The organism is Sorangium sp. So ce693, from assembly GCF_051521375.1.
In the GTDB taxonomy this organism is placed as follows: Bacteria; Myxococcota_A; Polyangia; order Polyangiales; family Polyangiaceae; genus Sorangium; species Sorangium atrum.
Window position 1 is genome coordinate 7,287,687 of record NZ_CP150347.1, and the last position, 17,496, is coordinate 7,305,182.

Here is a 17,496-nt window from a genome sequence, read left to right on the forward strand (position 1 = left end):
CAACGAGATGGTCGTCGGCCGAGCGCCTGACCCCGATCATGGGCCCGCGATGAAGCTGTCCTGGTAGCCCGGGTCCTCCACCGCGAGCGCGGCCGCGGTGGCCGAGAGCGGGCGGATCGTGTCGAGCATGACCGCGAGCTCGCTCGTCTCGCGGGCCCCGAGGCTCGCCTCGTACGCGCCGGGGTGCGGCCCGTGCGGGACGCCGGCGGGGTGGTGCGAGATGCTGCCGGGGCCGACGCCGCGGCGTGAGGTGAAGTTGCCGCGGCAGTAGAACAGGAACTCGTCGCAATCGACCGACGAGTGCGGGTACGGGCACGGGATCGCCTCCGGGTGGAAGTCGACAGGGCGCGGCACGAAGCTGCAGACCAGGGCGCCCCGCGCGGCGAACGTCCCGTGCCAGTCCGGAGGCAGGTGCACGAGCCCGACGCGCGCCTGGAAGCGCAGGATCGGGAACGCGAACGGGTACACCGTCCCGTCCCAGCCGACGACGTCGAGCGGCGAGCGCTCGATGGCGAAGCCGTGGAAGGCGCCGCCGCGCTTCACGACGAGCGCGCGGATGCCCTCGTCGAGGGGGCCGACGAACGTGGGCCGCCGGAAATCGCGGTGCGAGTACGGCGCGTCCATCCGCAGCTGGCCGACCTCGTTGCGCCACTTGCGCGGGATATGGATGTCCTCGGCCTCGATCGAGAGCCAGCGCTGGGGCGCGGCGTCCGGGAGGAAGCGGTAGAAGAGCCCCTTCGGGATGACGACGTAGTCGTCCTGCTCGAAGCGCAGATCGCCCAGCATCGTGCGCAGGACGCCGCCCCCGTGGAAGATGAAGAACAGCTCGTCGGCGTCGGCGTTCGCGAAGTACACAGGATCGGCCGCGTCTGGCTGGACGAGCCCGATCACCACGTCGTCGTTGAAGAGCAGCGGCACGCGGCAGTCGACAGCGGGCCCGCCCCGCCGCGGCAGATCCTGCGACCGGTAGTGCCGCTTGGCGAGCGGGCGCGCCGCCGCGGCGACCGGCAGCGTGAAGCCGTGCGCGGCCTCCGCGACCCGGTGCTCGTGCGGCCGGCGCTCGTGGTAGGCGATCGTGTAGGGGCCGTCGAAGCCCGCCCGCGTCAGGCACTCCTCGTAGCGGAGATCCCCCGCCTCGCTCCGGAGGGCGATGTGGTGCTTGGGCGGGACGATCCCGGCGACGACGCGATCGAGCATCAGCCGCTCCCGTCCGCTCTTTGCTGCCGCTCGATGCTCTCGAACAGCGCCCGGAAATTGCCGGCGCCGAAGCCGCGATCCCCCTTCCGCTGGATGAGCTCGAAGAAGAACGGCCCCGCGTCGGGATCGCGGTGCGTGCCTGACGACTCCTTCAGAAAGATCTGGAGGAGATAGGACCTCGCGCCGTCGCCGTCGACGAGCACCTCGAGCTCCCGCAGCGCCGCCGCGTTCTCGTCGATCTGCCCGATCCCTAGCTCCCGCAAGCGCTCGGGCAGCATGTCGTAATAGGCGGCCGGGGTCGGCATGAACTCCACGCCCCGCCCGCGCATCGCGCGCACGGCGGCGAGGATGTCCTCCACGGCGAGCGCCACGTGCTGCACCCCGTCGCCGCGGTGCTCCTCATTGAAGACGTTGATCTGCGAGCTCTTGAAGTAGGGCCGGTAAGGCTCGTTGTTCGCGAACTTCACGCCCGAGGCCGGATCCCACATCACGGCCGAGCGCAGGCCCGAGCCGTGGTCCGCGTCCTTCGCGACGTCGTTCGTGTGGAACGCGATCTTCCAGAACGGCTCGAGCCCGAGCACCTGCTCCATCCAGAGCAGGGCGGGCGCCATCGTCTGGAAGTTCGAGGTGATGTGATCGAACCGGGTGATCCCGAACCGGTTCTCGCCGCCGCGCGGCGCGTCGTAGGCCACGCAGCCGGGGAACAGCGCCCGATATCCGCGCCGCTCCACGAAGCGAAAGGTGGTGTCGCCGAACGGCGTCGTGATCGAGAACGACGCGAACGCGCCGCCCTCGTCCGTCGCTCTGTGGATCTCGTCGATCGGCGTGCCCCCGCGGCCGTCGAGCAGCCGGAAGGCGCGGCCTACGTCCTCGACCTCGAAGATGACCGTGCCCACGCCGTCCGGGTGCTTGCGCAGGTAGCGCCACGCCCGCCCGCCCTCGCCGGCGGGCTGCGAGCACACGACGACGCACTCGCCGGCCTGGAAGACGACCGACTGCTGCGCCGCCGCCGCCGTGAGCTCCGGCGAGCTCGCGGCGATCTCCTGAAAATCGAGCTTCTCCGTGTAAAACTTGCGGCTCCGCTCCAGGTCGCGCACGTAGTAGTGCAGCGCCTCTACCCGCTTGATGCCGATCGACTCCACCTTGGCCATTCGAATCCTCCGTCGCGAGGGGGTAACGCAGGGGCGAGCTAGGCGACCGGATCGACCTGGCGGTCGGCGTGGGCCGCCTGGAAGGCGGGCAGCGCCGTGCGCTCCGCCTCGATCCGCAGCAGGGTCGAGAGCGGCGCGAGATTGACCTCGCAGGCGCTCATCCGGGTACCACCCGCTGCGCGATGCGCCCGAACAGGCTCTCTCCCGCGCGATTCAGCATCTCGATCATGATCGTGTCTCCTGGCTTCATGAACGGCGTCCTGGCCGCCCCGTCCGACAGGATCTCGAGCATGCGCTTCTCGGCGAGGCACGACACGCCGCGCGCCGGATCCCGGTTCGAGACGGTGCCGCTGCCGAGGAGGGTCCCCGCCGTGAGGCTGCGGGTCCTGGTGACATGCTCGATGAGCTCGAAGAACGAGAAATGCATCTCGGGGCCGGCCTCGGGATCGCCGATGAGCGCGCCGTTGTAGGTCGAGCGGAGCCGCAGGTGGACGCGCCCATCGTCGAACGCGCCGTCGAGCTCGTCGGGCGTGATCGCGAACGGCGAGAACGCGGTGGCGGGCTTGGAGCAGAAGAACCCGAACCCCTTCGCGAGCTCGGCGGGCACGAGGTTGCGCAGCGTCACGTCGTTGGCCAGCAGGAACAGGCGGACGTGCCGGTGGGCCTCTTCGCGGCGCGTGCCCTGCGGCGTGTCGCCGAGGACGACGCAGACCTCGGCCTCGAAATCCAGGCCCCACGCCTCGTCGCGCAGGACGATGTCGTCGGTCGGGCCGAGGAGGACGCCGGAGCCGCCCTGGTACACAAGCGGATCGGTCGTCAGCGTCTCGGGGGGCTCGGCGCCGCGCGCCTTGCGCACGAGCACGATGTGGTGGATGTACGCCGAGCCGTCGATCCACTCGTACGCGCGGGGCAGCGGCGCGGCGAGCGCTTCCACGGCGAGCGGGGTCACCGCCGCGCCGCCGCGCTCGATATCGTCGGCGATGCGGCGGAGCGCGGGCTCGGCGCGCTCCCAGTCGTCCAGCGCGGCCTGGAGCGTGGGGAAGGCCGCGCCGGCGGGGGCGTGGGCGAGGCCGTCGCGGCGGACGACGACGAGCGTGCCGTCACGGCCGGGGCCGCGGAGAGAGGCGAGCTTCATGCGCGAGCGAGCTCCTCTCGGCGCCCCGGCAGTCTCTTCGCCTCCGCTGGACGAGCAGGAGCCCCGTCGCGCCTGCCAGGGCTCGTCCTCGTTTGCGCGCTGTGCACCGAGTAACCGGTTGAACGGATCCGCATGGACACCGGATTGGATGTTTTCACGACGCCCCACGATCTCGCGCAGCGCGCCATGGAGGTGATTGCAACGATCTCTTACCCGATCCCTCTGACTCGCGGCATAGGCATACTCACCTATGCCGCGGATCGTGGGCGCGGAACCCCACCGTCCCGGGGATCACTTCTGCAGCTGGACGCCCAGGAACAGGGCGTTCCCCTTCGCCCCCGACAGATCGCTTCTTTGATAGCCGAGCGCGACACGCGCTGCGTGCCCCTCGATGATGTAGCCCAGCTGGGCATCGATGAGCAGATAGGAGTCGGCGTTCTTCGGCTTCGCTTGTTGCAATCGGACCAGAGGCTGCAGCTTCCCGACGCCGATGTTGCTCGGCGTGAGGTAGCTCGCGAGCGCAAAATAAGAATGGTCGAACCTCTCGAAGTCGCCGAAGTACTTGTAAAATGCGCCCTCGAGCGTGATGGTGCCCGCCGTCCCGAGGTTCTTCTCGAACAGGAGGTCGGCGTTGACCTCGCCATAGGTGTCCTTGCGCGGGGTGCCTGGGGGCTCGCCCGCCGCAGGGGGCGGCAGCGGCTCGACCGAACCTTCCTTCTGCACCTCACCCGCCACGCCCAGCGCGAGGATGCTCTTCTCGCCGAGGTACGTGGCTTTCTGGTAATAGGCCGGCTCCGGGTCGAGCAAGCTCAAGTTGAGCCTCGCCGTGTAGAGCGGGCTCACCGAAGAGTCATGCAGGTTGAAGGCCCCCACGTAGTACTTGAACAGGCCGCCTGCCGCCTTGCCCCAGGCGGTTACCCCATCGTTGCGCCCGAAAGGCCCCTGCCTCGGCCCGATCGGCGGCGCATAGGGCTCGAAGAATCCGGGATAGTTCCACGGCCCCATCGACCACGGCCCGGAGAAGGCGGAGCGATCCGACGGCACGATCATGCGACCGATCCAGACGTTCAGCAGATCATGGAACTGGAACTTGGCGATGACGTCACGGATGGTCACGCTGCCCGTGATGTTGCCCCCGGTCGGGGTCGGCCCGAACTGAGCGACGATCGCGCCCTGCAGGCCGATGAATCGGTTGATTTCGCCTGAAAACGACAGATCCAGCTCTCCGTCCCCGAGCAGCCGGTCCATCTTCTCGCGCGCGCCGGGGTTCTGTAAGCGACCTCCGACGCGGGCCCAGGCCGCGACGCTGACCGGCTTCTTCCATGGCTCCTTGTCCGCCGGCGGTGCCGTCGAAGCTGCACCGGACCCGGCAGCGCTCTGCGGCGCCGGCGCGCCGGCGTGGGCTTCCGCAGACGGCGCTGGCGCCGCGCTCGCGTCTGCGGGAGGGCCCGCGGGTTCGGTCGCGGGGGCCGCGCTCGTCGGACTTTCGCCCGTGGGCGCCGGCGGCGCATCGGGCGGCGGTTGTGCCCGTGCCGAGCGATGGAAGGAAGTGATGCCGAGGATGACGGCCAAGAACCCTGCGCCGACATCGCCCCGGCGTGTCGCCGCTCTCGTCTGTTTGCTCATGCGTTCTCCGTGTCAGGCCATCCGAGATCTCGACGATCTCGGCCACGCTCGCGCCCCCTAGCCGATCTCGTACACCGTCAGCCGCACCCGGTCGGCCAGCCGCTCGCCAACGGACAGGGCCAGCACGGCGTTCAGCCGCAGAAGCCCTGGCGCCGAGGTGCGCATACGGATGGCGGTGCGGAAGTAGTAGAGCCCGGGGTCCACCGCCTCGCCGCGCCCGAGCGCCGCCAGCACCTCCGGCGGCCCGGCGCGGACGCCCTCGGAGACGATCTCCACCGTCCCATGGCCGGCGATGTCGAGGATGTAATGGGCGGAGATGTCCATCCGCCCGTCGGCCCAGATCGTCTGCCAGTCGCCGCCCGGCAGCACCCGCCCCTCGAGGCCGCCGGCCACCGTGCCGCCGACGATCGGGATGAAGCGCCGGCCGGGCGAGCTCGGATTGACGGTGACCGGCGGGGCCACAGCCACCTCGAGCGTCATCAGGGGGACGAGGGGAGGGCTCACGCGCGGGGCTCCGAGGCGCGCTTCAGGCCGGTCAGCACCTTGTAGCGGGCGGCGATGGCCTCCAGCTCGCCGGGGGCGAAGACGTCCTCGATACGGTCGAATCCATCGGGCGCGCGGTCCTGGGCCATCTGCATGCACTGCTCCGGACCGTTGCCGCGATTGGCCGCGACGATGGCGGCGGTTGCGGGCAGGCGCTCGGCCTCGTACGCGGCCAGCGCTTCCACCGGATCGGCGTGGGCGGCGAGCGCGCGGACCAGCGCGCGGGCGTCCAGGATGGCCTGACTCGCCCCGTTCGAGCCGATCGGGTACATGGGATGGGCGGCGTCCCCCAGCAGCGTCATGCGCCCATGGCTCCAGCGCGGCAGCGGATCGCGGTCGACCAGCGGGAACTCGTAGATCGCCTCGGCGCCCCGGATCAGGCCGGGCACATCCAGCCAGTCGAAGCGCCAGGCCTCGAACCTGGGCAGGAAGTCGGCAGGATCGCCCCGCCGGTTCCAGTCCTCCCGTCGCAGGCTCTCGGCGACGGTGAGCTCGGCGATCCAGTTGATCGTCTGGCGGCCGTCCGGCCCCGGTGGGGAGATGGGATAAGCGACGAACTTCTGGTCCTGATGTCCGGCCATGATCATGCTGGCGCCGGTGAGGAAGGGCGCCGCCACGCTGGTCGCCCGCCACAGGATGCGACCGCCGTAGACCGGCGGCCCCTCGTCCGGATAGAGGCCCGCGCGCGCCGCCGAATGGATGCCGTCGGCGCAGATCAGGAGATCGGCGGACACCTTGCAGGCCACGCCCTCGCGGTTGAGGAAGCGCGCAGCGATGCGGCCCTCGCCCTCGTCGTGGTCCAGGAGGCGCCGGTCGCAGATCACCCGGTCGGGGCCCAGCCGCTCGACGGCGGCGTCGAACAGCACGCCCTGCAGAGCGCCGCGGTGCAGGGAGATCTGCGGCGCGGCGTGACCGGCGAAGCGGCCGCGCGGCTCGCCCCAGATGCGCTGGCCGAAGCGGTTGAAATAGACAAGCTCGCGGGTCGCCACCCCGTGGGCCATCAAGGCCTCGACCAGGCCCAGCTCGTCCAGCACCTCGCCGGCGTGCGGCAGGAGGTTGATGCCGACCCCGAGCGGCAGGATGGTAGGCACGGCCTCGAACACCGTCACCTCATGGCCCCCGGCGTGTAACGCCAGAGCTGCGGCCAGGCCGCCGATCCCGGCGCCCGCGACGATTACCTGCATGAGTCCTCCCGCAGACATGCGGCTCGACGCCGCCCCTCGTTGAAGCTGCCTCCGCGCGGGCGAAGCGCGCGACGAACAGCACCGCCAGCGCCAGCGCCAGCAGCAGCCAGTCCTCTCGAACGATCCGGCGGGCGGCGCCCCTCGGGACCGCGCAGGCCGAAGGCCCCGCCGCCCGGAGGACGCCCGGCGCGCGGCCGGGCGCCGATCGCCCCCGCCATTCCCTCAATCACCTGCGTAGCGTCCGCGAATGGTCATCACCGCCGCGGCCACCCCGGCCGACAGCACCACCGGCACCATGGCCATGGCCACGCCGGCGGGGCCCCAGCCCTGGCCCAGCAGGTGGCCCGCCACCAGCGGCCCGCCGATGGAGCCCAGCCGGCCGGCGGCGATGGAGGCGCCGGTGGCCAGCCCGCGCGCCCGCGCCGGGTAATAGAGCGGGATGACGCCATAGAGCGAATATTGCGCGCCCAGCAAGAAGAAGCCCGCCAGGCCGGCCAGCGCCAGCACCGGAAGCAGGCTGTTGGCCCCCGCCAGCCCGAACAGCGCCAGGGCCAGGGCGGGATAGGCCGCGATGATGGGAACGCGCGGCCCGAACCGGTCCACCAGCAATCCGATGACCCAGCAGCCGACGACGCTGCCGGCATTGAACGCGAAGGCGGCGCCAGCACCCCCCTTTCCGCCCAGGCCCTTGGCCGCCACCAGCGATGGCAGCCAGTTGAGCAGCAGATACAGCACGAGCAGCGTCAGGCCGAAGGTGAACCAGGCCAGCAGCGTGACCAGCAGCCGGCCATGGCCGAACAGCGCCTGCCCCCCGCCCTGCTGCTGGGCGCCGCCGGCCGCTGCCGTGCGGCTGTCGGGCATCAGAAGCGCGATGGCGGGCAGCAGCAGCAGCGGCAGCACGCCGCCGGCCAGGAAGATGCTGTGCCAGCCGAACCGTGCCAGGAAGCCGGCCGCGAACAGCGCCGCCAGCGCGCCGCCGGCCGGCATGCCGCTGAACATCAAGGTGGTGGTGCGGGTCCGCCGATCGGGCGGGGCGATCTCCAGGGCGACGGCCACCAGGGTGGGCATCGCCGCCCCCAGGCCTGCCCCGGCCAGGAGCCGGTAGACGCCGAGCGACAGCGGTCCACCCGCCACGACGGTGGCCAGCGTGAACAGGCCGAACACGCCGACGGCCATCATCAGCAGCGGCTTGCGGCCCATGCGGTCCGCCATCCAGCCGCCGGCCAGCGCGCCGCAGACCAGCCCGACCATGCCGGCCCCGAACACGACGCCCGCCTGCCCGGGCGTCAGGCCCAAGGCGGGGATCAGCAGGGGGGCGGCCACGCCGATGGCCTGGATGTCGAACCCTTCCAGCAGCGCGATCAAGAAGCACAGCGACAGCGTGACGGCGCCGCGCGGCGCGTGAGGGGGCGATGCGCCCATGGGGAAACCTCCCGTTTCCTTCCCGTTGCCCGGGATGGTTGCAGCTGGCCGCAGCCGAACAGATGCGGTGATTGAGCGTTCTGGTCCGAGTTCGCCGTCCGTCCTCGCATCGCACGATGCAGGTGACTGCAACGACTTCGTACCCGAGCCCTCTGGATCGAGGCATAGGCATACCCGCCTATGCCTGGGGGCGAGACGCTGTCATGCAACAGAGGCCGCCGACGGCCGTTGCTCCGCGACCTGCGCGGCGAGCAGCCCCGCGGGTGGGAGGCCGCGCTCGCCGCGGGGCTCCAGGCGGGCCGCGGCTTCGCTCTCGAGGAGCGCGGTGGACCGGTCGATCGGCCACGTGGCGAAGGTGCAGCGCGTCGCGACGCTCCTTCACCGGGCGCTCGCCGTGATCGCGGACGAACCCGTGGAGCGCGCGCTCGCGACGAACCGGCCGCCTCTTCGACCAGCGCGCTGTCGCCTGTCCCGTGGTCGCGCGTGAGCGTGAGGTCCTGCGGGAATCGAAGGGGTCGCCCACGCAGCCTGCGGGCCTCAGGTGACCGTTGCGCGCCGCGCGCAATCCCCGTCATGACCATCACCAAGGACATCGGCGGTGCACGCCGCGAGATGGCCCCTACCCCGCCGATTGACGCCTTCTCCTGACCATGATGCGTTGCGGAACGGTATGATCATCCGTCGTGAGCAAAAGAGCGCGCTGGCCGAGCGGCAGCGCCGGGCGCAGTGCGACCTCGCGCGCGACTACCTGCGCGCCGAGCTCCGGGACCTCGTGGCGGACCTCGGCGACGACGCGTTGTTCGAGCATTGCCGCGAGTCCATGGAGATCGGCCTCGCCTTCGGCCTCTCCGACCACCGGTCGGTTGTATGGCTGGCCGCCATGCGCGTCCTCATCCACCCCCGCTTTCACGAGCACCCGCGCCTGCGCGCGCTCCTCGCCGATCCGCGCGTGCCGCCCGAAGCGCGTATCGATCACGTCCTCGCGGAGGCGACCGAGCTGGATTTTCACGAGGCCGCGATCGTCGGGCCAGGCATCCCGCTCGCGGAGCCGTAGCCCATTCGCGGCACAAGGACGAGGCCGTCATGCCCAAATGTCAATTCCCCGACTGCGGCACCACCTTCACCGTCAAGAAGTGCGACGGCTGCAAGAAGCACTTTTGCACGGCGCTGGCGCACCTTCACAACCACAATTGCAAAAAGATCTGCGGCACCTGCAGTCGGGACAGCGTGGTCGTGCAGAAATGCGCTGCGTGCGCCATGGTCCTGTGCCACGAATGCTCCATCCCGCACAACAAATACAATCACACCTCGTGCGGCGCCTGCGAAAAGCCAGGAGCCCGCTGCTCTTGCGGGAAAAGCTATTGCAGCCATCACCTGCTCCGGCACCAAAACAGCGGCGCGTGTGGCCAGACTTGTATTGTCTGCCACGGTACCGCCGCGGCTCCATGCCCCAAGTGCAGCCACTTCCTTTGCATCAATCATCATAATCACATCGATTCCCCGCACTGCGCACAGCCGCGCTGTCCCACGACGGCGACGAGCTCGTGCCGCCTCTGCGGCCAGATTCATTGCGCGCCCCACGCCGGCGACCACGCGAACGCACACGCACCGGACGACGTGAAGCAGTGCGTCCATTGCGAAGCGCTCACGGCGCTCTCCTGCGATCGCTGCCACGAGCCCCTATGTCGACGCCACAAAAGCACCGCATCGCACGATTGCGTCAACAGGGGACAATGCTCGGTTTTGACATGCCGCGAGCGCACCCCCCTCAAATGCACTACCTGCAAGACCTTCGTCTGCGGCGACCACCGCGACGAGGCCGCGCACCCCTGCGGAAGATGCGCCTTCGTGCTAGGCGCCAGCAGCCGGCCGTGCACGAACCCTGCCGTCGCGCAATGCGCGAAATGCAATCGGTGGTTCTGCTGCAAGCGCGCAAAGATCGGCAAGGAAAAGAACCACCTGGGCGCCCATGGATGCGACCTCGCCGTGATCGAGCAACTGCAGGCCGTCGGCCGGTTCCCCATCTGGACGTTCCAGTACGCGGGTGGCCACCTCCAATCGCCTCGGCTCGTCGAGCCACCCGACGAGGACGACGAGGACTTCGAACCCCTGCTCCGATCCGAATACATCCACGGCATGATGAGGATCATCGGCGCTCCGCCGCCGGCGGCGCTTCAAGAGATGGTCACCAATCTGTTCGGCTCTACCCTGGGCGCATCGTCCCCCAATGACCTCCTCGCGATGCTCCTCGCGTTGAAGGAGGCCAAGCACTGGCACGAGCTCTACGAAGCCTTCCGGAGCTCGCCCCAGATGAAGTTCGTCTGCTGCCAGATGCTCAATTCACAGATCCTCCACGTCAAGGACGTCCTCCACGTCCACAAGAGGAACCTCTTTTCGATGCCCTGGATCGAGGAGGCCGACACGAAGCCCTGGGAGATTCGCCTCGTCAAGAAGTTCACGCGCCTCGCGCACAGGGGAGAGACCCCGCTGCTGCAAGTAAAACGATGCCACGTCATCGACGTCGGCAAGAGCGGTCTGCTCGGCGCCACGGAGGAGCTGATCGAGGTCCGAAAGGCCGTGAACGCGGTGCACGCGCAGCACCCAGACCGCACGATGCACCACGCGACCATCCTGAACTGGCCGTTCTGCTCCGTGCTGGCCATCAACCAGAAGGACTCCTCGGGCAAGGGCACCACGCGCATCGTCACGCCCTGCGTCGGCGCCACGGATGCCCGCTGGCAGGTGCGCGTGCTCGACCTGTCATACAACGAGATCTGGCAAGGGCTCGCGCGCTTTTCTCCGCAAGACCAGCAAATAATAGCTCGCGTGCTCATCGGCCTCGTGGAGGGAGAGATGCCGTCGCTGGACGTGCAACGACAGGTCGTGCCGCTTGAGGGCGTGAAGGCGCGGTTCCTGCGCGGGGTCAGGCTCGACCAGAGCACCAGCGCGCTGCAGTTCAGCGAGAAATGGTGGCTCTCGAACCACGCCAAGAAGATCGACGTCAAGCTCTCCATGATGGAATTCCTGTGTTCCATGGCCGCGATCCTCTTCGTCGCGGAGCCGCGGCACGCGCGCGCCATGATCCCCGTCACCCTGATCCAGCTCCAGGAGGTCGTCGACGGCGAGCTCACCATGGCGGACCTCTTCGGCGACCTCGGCGGCGGCATCGAATATGGACGATTGCTCGCGGGCGCGAACTATATTGGCGACAAACTCAGGCAGGCCTCCGACCAAGGCCAGTGGTTGACGCAAGCGTGCACGACATGGGCCTCCATCAAGGATCGCATCCCCCCGGGGCATAACCTCGTGGTGCGATCATGCCCGCTGAAAGATCTGAGGATGGTGCTCGCTGACAGCCCGGGCTACGAGGTCACGGCGCCTGCGCCGTTTTTATACCATGGAGCATCGCTGGCCGTCGGGTATACGAGCGCGGCGCGCGCGCCGGTATACCAGGTCCTCATGAAAGAGCTATTCACGATGTTCCTGAGGACGCTCACAGAGATGAAACAGTCGCTGAGGCTCAACCTCCCTGCGGCGCCCGTGCCTACCCGCCACGTCCAGGTACCCGCGCTGCTCCCGAGCGACGTCGAAGACGTCGCGCTCGGCGAGGCCGAGGCGGCGTTCGACGAGGACATCTCCTCGTTGGATCCATGACGGTCTCGCCGAGCCGCCCGGCCCCGAGGCGGTGCTCGTCGCGCGGGCGGGGACGGGTTGAGCGCCGCTGGGGCGCCCTGCGCCCGCCGTCGCGTCCTCTACTTCAAGAAGATGGTGACCGAGCCGGCGTAGGAGATCGTGCCGCTCGGGAACTTGCCGTACGAATCGCGGGCGCGATCGCGGCAGTTCGGGTAGCTTCCATCGCTTTGCGGTTTGTCGCACGCGTCGCGGCAACTGCCGACGACCCTGAGAGCGCAGTCGTCCAGCGATGCCCCGCACACACGCTCTATCGAGGTCTTCTCGGGCGATACGCAGGCGTAGTAGTTCGGCGGGCTCGCGAAGATGTTGCCATAGTATGCCCCTTCGCGGTTCGAGTACGCCGTCCGCTCCGTGGAGTCGGAGGACAGCTCGCACCTGTTCCCTCGCATCGAGATCGGGGTCGCGATCCCGAGGTGATTGATCCTGGACAGGACGCATGCGGACACCCAGGCCTTGCACGCGTTGTCGCAGGAGCCGTCCTTGTCGCCCCATCTCTTGTGGAGACCGAGCTCACCATCGAATGCATAGACGACGCCATCGATGTTGATATCGAAGCGCGCGCCGCTCGGCAGGGCGCAGCTCACGACGTACTTGAGCAGCTGGCGCGCGAGCGGATCCCGGAGCGCGCTTGACGTCAGCGCGTTCGACGTCAGCGCGTTCGACGTCAGCGCGTTCGATGTCAGCGCGTTCGACGTCAGCGCGTTCGACGTCAGCGCGTTCGACGTCAGCGCGTTCGACGTCAGCGCGTTCTCGACGAAAGCGGCCTGCTCGACAACGCCGACATCGTCTTCTTCCCCTTCTTCCCCCTCCTGCACGCCCACGCAAGCGGCCAGCGACGTCATCATGGCAGGACACAGAACCAGGACGCTTCGAACCATCATGAGCAACACCCCCCCTGGCCAGCTTAGGTCCTTGGGCGCCTCCGTGGAATTGACTTGTTGGACTAACTACGTATCCGGACAAAGTTGGAACGAATACCAGGCTGCGCCTGAGTCACGCGTCGCGAGCGCATCGCCGACACGTCCCAGACAGCACACCTCCTACGGCTGATCGGCGCGGCGCTCGGGGAGCTGGTTTCACGGCGGCACGAGCACCGCTGCCCCCGAAAAGCGACCGTTCCGCAGATCGTCGAGCGCCTCGTTGGCCGCCAGCAGCGGGTAGACGTTGACCTCCGTCCGCACGGGCACCCGCGGCGCGAGCGCGAGGAACTCCTCGCCGTCCCTGCGCGTCAGGTTCGCCACCGACCGCAGCACCCGCTCGCCCCACAGGAGCGAATAAGGGAACGAGGGGATGTCGCTCATGTGGATTCCCCCGCAGACCACGGCGCCGCCCTTGCGTACGGCGCGCAGCGCGGCCGGCACGAGCTCGCCGGCCGGGGCGAAGATCAGCGCCGCGTCGAGCTCCTCGGGCGGCGCATCGAAGGAAGAGCCTGCCCACTCGGCCCCCATCGACAGCGCGAACGCGCGCGCCGCGTCGTCGCCCGGCCGGACGAACCCGAAGACGCGCCGACCCTCGAAGCGGGCCACCTGCGCCACGAGGTGCGCGGCGGCGCCAAACCCGTAGATGCCAATCCGCCCGGCGTCCCCCGCCAGACGCAGCGTCCTGTACCCGATGAGCCCGGCGCAGAGCAGCGGCGCGGCCGAGAGGTCGGGGAAGCCGTCGGGGATCGGGAAGCAGAAGCGCGCGTCCGCGACCGCGAGCTCCGCATACCCGCCGTCGATCTGGTACCCGGTGAAGCGCGCCCGGTCGCAGAGGTTCTCCCGCCCTGCGCGGCAATGCGCGCACACGCCGCAGGTCCAGCCGAGCCAGGGCACACCCACGCGCGCGCCCAGCGCGAACCGCGGCCCTTCGCCCGCCGCGGGCACCTCCTCGAGGACCTCGCCCACGATCTGGTGCCCCGGCACGAGCGGCAGCCTGGCGTCCGGCAGCTCGCCGTCGACCACGTGCAGATCGGTGCGGCACACGGCGCAGGCGCGCACGCGGAGCAGCACCTCACCGGGACCAGGCCGCGGAGCGGGCCGATCCTCCAGCACGAGCGGACTCTTCGGGGCTCTCAGGACGAGGGCGCGCATGGCTCCGAGCCGAGGTTTCCGAGCCGAGTGTATTGCAGCCAGCGCCCCCCCCGTCCCGTGTGTGAGCCCAGAAGATCGCCGAGCCCAGCCTGCTCGACGGGAAGCGACGCTATCCTGTGCCCTGACGTCCGCCGCCCGCTGCTCTTGACACGGCGCTCCGGAGGAGCCCCGCCAGCCGTGTCCTCCCCAGGATCGAGGAGCTCCGCGGTCCCGCCGATAGGAGTTGACACTGCGCATGTGAGCGTTCACAATCGGCCCCAGCGGGTATCCTTTTGCTTCCCCGCTGAAGGGGTCGGTATGCGCACCGAGACCTTCATGTCCCGAACGACATCGCCATGGATTCGCTCGGTCGTCGCGGATGCGAGTCACGGTGAGCTCAATCAATGGCCCGCGACTGGAATCGCAGTCCTGGCCGGTATCATCCTTTGTGCAGCAGCGATTACAGCGGCGGTTCATCTGTTGAATAGCATCGCTTTATCATCAATGTCTCCCTCTCCCCGCCCCTGACGCGCGGCGCTGTCCTGTTGAAACCCGGCCCGCCCGAGAGGGCCGTCCATGCCGCGCTCTCGAGAGGTTGAGCCAGGAACGGGGGAGATGTTCCATGCGGATTGCAACCCCTCTCGAAGGGCGAGCTCGGAGCAGTAGATTCGGACGAGCGAGCCTCGCAAGGTGAAGGCGGCACTCTTCGGTGCATGGCTAGGTTCTGGTATCCGGGAGGCTCGCACAGAATGGATTTCTACGGCGGCGGCCGAAAGACGGATCCGTTCGCGTACATCGACGCCTCCCTCGCCACCTGCGACGGCTGCCGCGTCGATCTCGTCGCGGCGCATTGGCATGCTTGCGGCTGGCGGGCCCCCGCGTGTGGTAGGGTATCTTGGCGAGCTCCGATGCTACCGGCGGCAAGGTGCAGCCCGTGACCGCCCGCGCGGCGATCGCTCCGTCGACGCCTCCGCCCGCCGACGCGGTCTCCGCGGCCGGCGTACAGGCCGCGCCGCTCGACTTCGCAGAGGTGTACGAGGAGATCTTCCCCTTGGTCTGGCGGACCGTGCGCCGCCTCGTCGCGGACGCCTCCGCGCACGAGGACGTATGCCAGGAGGTGTTCGCCGTCGTGCACCGGCGGCTCCCGGAGTTCCGGGGCCGCTCGTCGCTGAAGACGTGGGTCTTCGGGATCGTGGTCAACGTCGTACAGGCCCACCGGAGAGCGCAGCGCCGCCAGTGCCCGGCCCACCGCGGGACAGGAGAGATCGTGGATCCCGAGCAGCTCGCGGGGCCGAGCGACCTCAGCCCCTACGAGGCCATGAAGAGGGCGGAGGCCGCGCGCGTGGTGCACGATCTCCTGGCGTCGCTCGACGAGGAGAAGCGCGTCGTGCTCCTCCTCGCCGAGCTGGAAGAGCTTCCGGCGTCGGAGATCGCGCAGGGGATCGGGGTCAACGTCAACACCGTGTATGCGCGGCTGAGGGCCGCTCGACAGGCATTTTCCGACGCGGTGCACCGCCACCACGCCAAGATCCGAGGAGGCCGCCATGGATGAGCTGGGGACCGGCGAGCGGGCGCTCTTGAGCGCCCCTTCGCGACGCGGACGAGCCGACCGACGAGGACAGGCGGTCGATGCGCGCGGCCGTGGAGGGCGCGCTCGCGCCGAGCGCGCAGGTCGAGCAGGCGCTTGGCCGATGCCGCTTGCCGCCGACCCTGGATTCATACGACCCGCCGCGATCTTCGCGTTTATGCCCGCACCCGGTCGATTTGATCACGAAAACAGCGCGCTCCGGTCACAAGACGAAACTGCCGATTCCACACGCGGGAGCCGACGATGACATTCAGACTGGACCGAGTGTTCGCGAGTCCCTGGATCGCTGCCGGGGGATGCCTCCTGAGCATCTCGTGCACTGGCACCCTCGGGGGTGATGACTCTTCCGAGCAGAGTCCGGGGCAGACCCCGGACCAGGGTGCCGCCATCGCTGTAGACAGGATGCCTCTGCACCACATGACAGCGTCGGAGTACAACTCCACCGTCGCCCACCTCCTGGGAACGGGCCTGCGGCCCGCGGACGGATTCCCGGCCTTCGGCGCGAAGGGCTTCGACGCAAACGTCAACGCGCTCTCGAACCTCTCGCAGGTCCTGGTCCAGGGGTACTACGACGCCGCCAGGACGCTCGCCGAGGACGCGTTCTCGCACGAGGAGCAGCGCGCCAAGATCCTCGTGTGCGACCCGGCAGAGAGCACGGACGACCGGTGCGCACGCGAGATCATCCAGCGCTTCGGGCTGCGCGCGTTCCGGCGCCCGCTCGAGGCGGCGGAGGTCGACCGGTACGCGGCGCAGTACGACGACGCGCGGACCACCCTCGAGATGTCCCCCGTCGAGGCGGTGCAGCACGTCGTCCGGACGGTGCTCACGTCGCCGCATTTCATCCTCCGGATCGAGCTGGGCCCCGACTCGGCGAGATCGCCGGGCGCCCTCAACGGCTACGAGGTCGCGTCGCGCCTCTCGTACCTGCTCTGGAGCTCGCTCCCGGACGAGGAGCTCTTCGACGCGGCGGAGAGCGATGAGCTGGCCACCGCGGGCGAGCTCGAGCAGCAGGTGGACCGCATGCTGGACGACCCGAAGAGCGCCGCCTTCTTCCAGAACTTCTTCGGGCAGTGGCTCGGCACGCGCACGCTCCCCAGCCACAACGCCGACACGAGCCAGTTCCCGAGCTGGAACGATGAGATGAAGGGCGCGATGCTCGACCAGGTCAACGAGTACTTCGCCGAATTCACGACCGGCGGGCGACCGTGGTCCGAGTTCCTCACGGCGCCCCACCCGGAGAGCCGGCTGATCGAGCCGCTCTATGCGAACGACCCCGAGGGCCTGCGCGAGGGGTTCCTCACGCTCCCAGCGTTCCTGACGCTGTCGTCCCGCGCCGACCGGACCTCTCCCACGTCCCGCGCGAAGACGATCCTGGAGCAGCTCTTCTGCGCGCCCATGGCGCCGCCCGCCAACGTGGATATCCCGGAGCTCGGCGCCGCGAGCGGGGACACGGGCGGTGTCACCAACGTGCGCAAGGAGCTCGAGAAGCACCGCGCGTCGCCCGACTGCGCGGGCTGCCACGACGTGCTCGACCCGATCGGGCTGAGCCTGGAGAACTTCGACCCGATCGGCGCCTACAGGACCCAGTACCCGAACGGCGACCCGATCGACGCGACGGGGGTGTACGAGGGCGCGGCGTTCGAGGACATCTCCGGGCTCGTGCCGGCGCTCGTGGAGGCCGCCCGCTCGGGGACGTGCCCCTCCGAGCAGCTCTTCAGCTATGCCCTGCGCCGGCGCCCGAGCGCCGGGGACAGGACGAGGATCAAGGAGATCGCCGGGCATTGGGCCGGCGGCACGATCGCGGATCTGGCGAAGCAGGTGGTGACCAGCGATGCGTTCCGCCTTCGAGCGAAGGACAAGGCGCGGTGAGGCCGCACGCGTTGTTTCTGCACACGACGAGGCACGA

Annotated in this window: 15 protein-coding genes; 3 read left to right on the forward strand and 12 right to left on the reverse strand. The window is 69.2% G+C overall.

Going from position 1 to position 17,496, the window contains the following annotated elements; translation table 11 throughout:
- Window positions 1-36 precede the first annotated feature (36 nt).
- From WMF14_RS27115 to WMF14_RS27160, 10 genes are all read right to left on the reverse strand, one after another.
- Window positions 37-1,197, reverse strand: a complete 1,161-nt coding sequence (locus WMF14_RS27115; protein ID WP_437790669.1) for a homogentisate 1,2-dioxygenase — start codon at window positions 1,195-1,197, stop codon at window positions 37-39.
- Window positions 1,197-2,348 (reverse strand): 4-hydroxyphenylpyruvate dioxygenase family protein, encoded by a 1,152-nt coding sequence (locus WMF14_RS27120; protein ID WP_437790671.1) that lies wholly within the window; start codon window positions 2,346-2,348, stop codon window positions 1,197-1,199. The genes WMF14_RS27115 and WMF14_RS27120 overlap by 1 nt, the downstream gene beginning before the upstream one ends.
- A 38-nt stretch (window positions 2,349-2,386) precedes the next feature.
- On the reverse strand, window positions 2,387-2,509 hold the full coding sequence (locus WMF14_RS27125; protein ID WP_272093788.1) for a hypothetical protein: 123 nt from the start codon (window positions 2,507-2,509) through the stop codon (window positions 2,387-2,389).
- Window positions 2,506-3,483: a fumarylacetoacetate hydrolase family protein gene (locus tag WMF14_RS27130; protein WP_437790673.1), complete on the reverse strand. Its 978-nt coding sequence runs from the start codon at window positions 3,481-3,483 to the stop codon at window positions 2,506-2,508. Before WMF14_RS27130 ends, WMF14_RS27125 begins: the two co-directional genes overlap by 4 nt.
- Before the next feature lie 291 nt (window positions 3,484-3,774).
- Window positions 3,775-4,731, reverse strand: a complete 957-nt coding sequence (locus tag WMF14_RS27135; protein WP_272093790.1) for a hypothetical protein — start codon at window positions 4,729-4,731, stop codon at window positions 3,775-3,777.
- A 435-nt stretch (window positions 4,732-5,166) separates the two neighbouring features.
- Entirely contained in the window at window positions 5,167-5,613 is a 447-nt protein-coding gene (locus WMF14_RS27140) for a DUF3237 family protein (protein WP_437790676.1), read from the reverse strand.
- Window positions 5,610-6,836, reverse strand: coding sequence for a flavin-dependent oxidoreductase (locus WMF14_RS27145; RefSeq protein WP_272093792.1), 1,227 nt, complete (start codon window positions 6,834-6,836; stop codon window positions 5,610-5,612). Before WMF14_RS27145 ends, WMF14_RS27140 begins: the two co-directional genes overlap by 4 nt.
- Before the next feature lie 222 nt (window positions 6,837-7,058).
- Window positions 7,059-8,258, reverse strand: a complete 1,200-nt coding sequence (locus tag WMF14_RS27150; protein ID WP_272093793.1) for an MFS transporter — start codon at window positions 8,256-8,258, stop codon at window positions 7,059-7,061.
- Window positions 8,259-8,877: 619 nt separating this feature from the next.
- Entirely contained in the window at window positions 8,878-9,267 is a 390-nt protein-coding gene (locus WMF14_RS27155; protein ID WP_437790678.1) for a hypothetical protein, read from the reverse strand.
- On the reverse strand, window positions 9,264-9,743 hold the full coding sequence (locus tag WMF14_RS27160) for a hypothetical protein (RefSeq protein WP_437790679.1): 480 nt from the start codon (window positions 9,741-9,743) through the stop codon (window positions 9,264-9,266). Before WMF14_RS27160 ends, WMF14_RS27155 begins: the two co-directional genes overlap by 4 nt.
- A gap of 501 nt (window positions 9,744-10,244) precedes the next feature.
- On the opposite strand from WMF14_RS27160, the gene WMF14_RS27165 reads away from it, so the two are divergent.
- Window positions 10,245-11,912, forward strand: coding sequence for a hypothetical protein (locus tag WMF14_RS27165; RefSeq protein WP_437790681.1), 1,668 nt, complete (start codon window positions 10,245-10,247; stop codon window positions 11,910-11,912).
- A gap of 98 nt (window positions 11,913-12,010) precedes the next feature.
- On the opposite strand, the gene WMF14_RS27170 is transcribed toward WMF14_RS27165, so the two are convergent.
- Both WMF14_RS27170 and WMF14_RS27175 read right to left on the reverse strand, forming a co-directional pair.
- Entirely contained in the window at window positions 12,011-12,796 is a 786-nt protein-coding gene (locus WMF14_RS27170) for a hypothetical protein (protein ID WP_437790682.1), read from the reverse strand.
- Window positions 12,797-13,027: 231 nt separating this feature from the next.
- Window positions 13,028-14,023 carry a zinc-dependent alcohol dehydrogenase family protein gene (locus WMF14_RS27175; RefSeq protein ID WP_272093799.1) on the reverse strand — a complete coding sequence of 332 codons (996 nt, stop codon included), beginning with the start codon at window positions 14,021-14,023 and terminating at the stop codon, window positions 13,028-13,030.
- A gap of 874 nt (window positions 14,024-14,897) precedes the next feature.
- Here WMF14_RS27175 and WMF14_RS27180 point away from each other — a divergent pair.
- The gene (locus tag WMF14_RS27180) at window positions 14,898-15,554 is read left to right on the forward strand and encodes an RNA polymerase sigma factor (RefSeq protein ID WP_437790684.1); all 657 of its coding nucleotides are present in this window, start codon (window positions 14,898-14,900) and stop codon (window positions 15,552-15,554) included.
- Window positions 15,555-16,007: 453 nt separating this feature from the next.
- On the forward strand, window positions 16,008-17,459 hold the full coding sequence (locus WMF14_RS27185) for a DUF1592 domain-containing protein (protein WP_437790685.1): 1,452 nt from the start codon (window positions 16,008-16,010) through the stop codon (window positions 17,457-17,459).
- Window positions 17,460-17,496 lie beyond the last annotated feature (37 nt).

What these genes read in the sequence shown, in the direction of transcription:
- WMF14_RS27170 (WP_437790682.1), bottom strand. Translation starts at nt 12,796, where the DNA reads ATGATGACGTCGCTGGCCGCTTGCGTGGGCGTGCAGGAGGGGGAAGAA.
- WMF14_RS27185 (WP_437790685.1), top strand. Translation starts at nt 16,008, where the DNA reads ATGACAGCGTCGGAGTACAACTCCACCGTCGCCCACCTCCTGGGAACG.
- WMF14_RS27120 (WP_437790671.1), bottom strand. Translation starts at nt 2,348, where the DNA reads ATGGCCAAGGTGGAGTCGATCGGCATCAAGCGGGTAGAGGCGCTGCAC.
- WMF14_RS27135 (WP_272093790.1), bottom strand. Translation starts at nt 4,731, where the DNA reads ATGGACCGGCTGCTCGGGGACGGAGAGCTGGATCTGTCGTTTTCAGGC.
- WMF14_RS27115 (WP_437790669.1), bottom strand. Translation starts at nt 1,197, where the DNA reads ATGCTCGATCGCGTCGTCGCCGGGATCGTCCCGCCCAAGCACCACATC.
- WMF14_RS27150 (WP_272093793.1), bottom strand. Translation starts at nt 8,258, where the DNA reads ATGGGCGCATCGCCCCCTCACGCGCCGCGCGGCGCCGTCACGCTGTCG.
- WMF14_RS27175 (WP_272093799.1), bottom strand. Translation starts at nt 14,023, where the DNA reads ATGCGCGCCCTCGTCCTGAGAGCCCCGAAGAGTCCGCTCGTGCTGGAG.
- WMF14_RS27130 (WP_437790673.1), bottom strand. Translation starts at nt 3,483, where the DNA reads ATGAAGCTCGCCTCTCTCCGCGGCCCCGGCCGTGACGGCACGCTCGTC.
- WMF14_RS27125 (WP_272093788.1), bottom strand. Translation starts at nt 2,509, where the DNA reads ATGAGCGCCTGCGAGGTCAATCTCGCGCCGCTCTCGACCCTGCTGCGG.
- WMF14_RS27145 (WP_272093792.1), bottom strand. Translation starts at nt 6,836, where the DNA reads ATGCAGGTAATCGTCGCGGGCGCCGGGATCGGCGGCCTGGCCGCAGCT.
- WMF14_RS27160 (WP_437790679.1), bottom strand. Translation starts at nt 9,743, where the DNA reads ATGATGATTGATGCAAAGGAAGTGGCTGCACTTGGGGCATGGAGCCGC.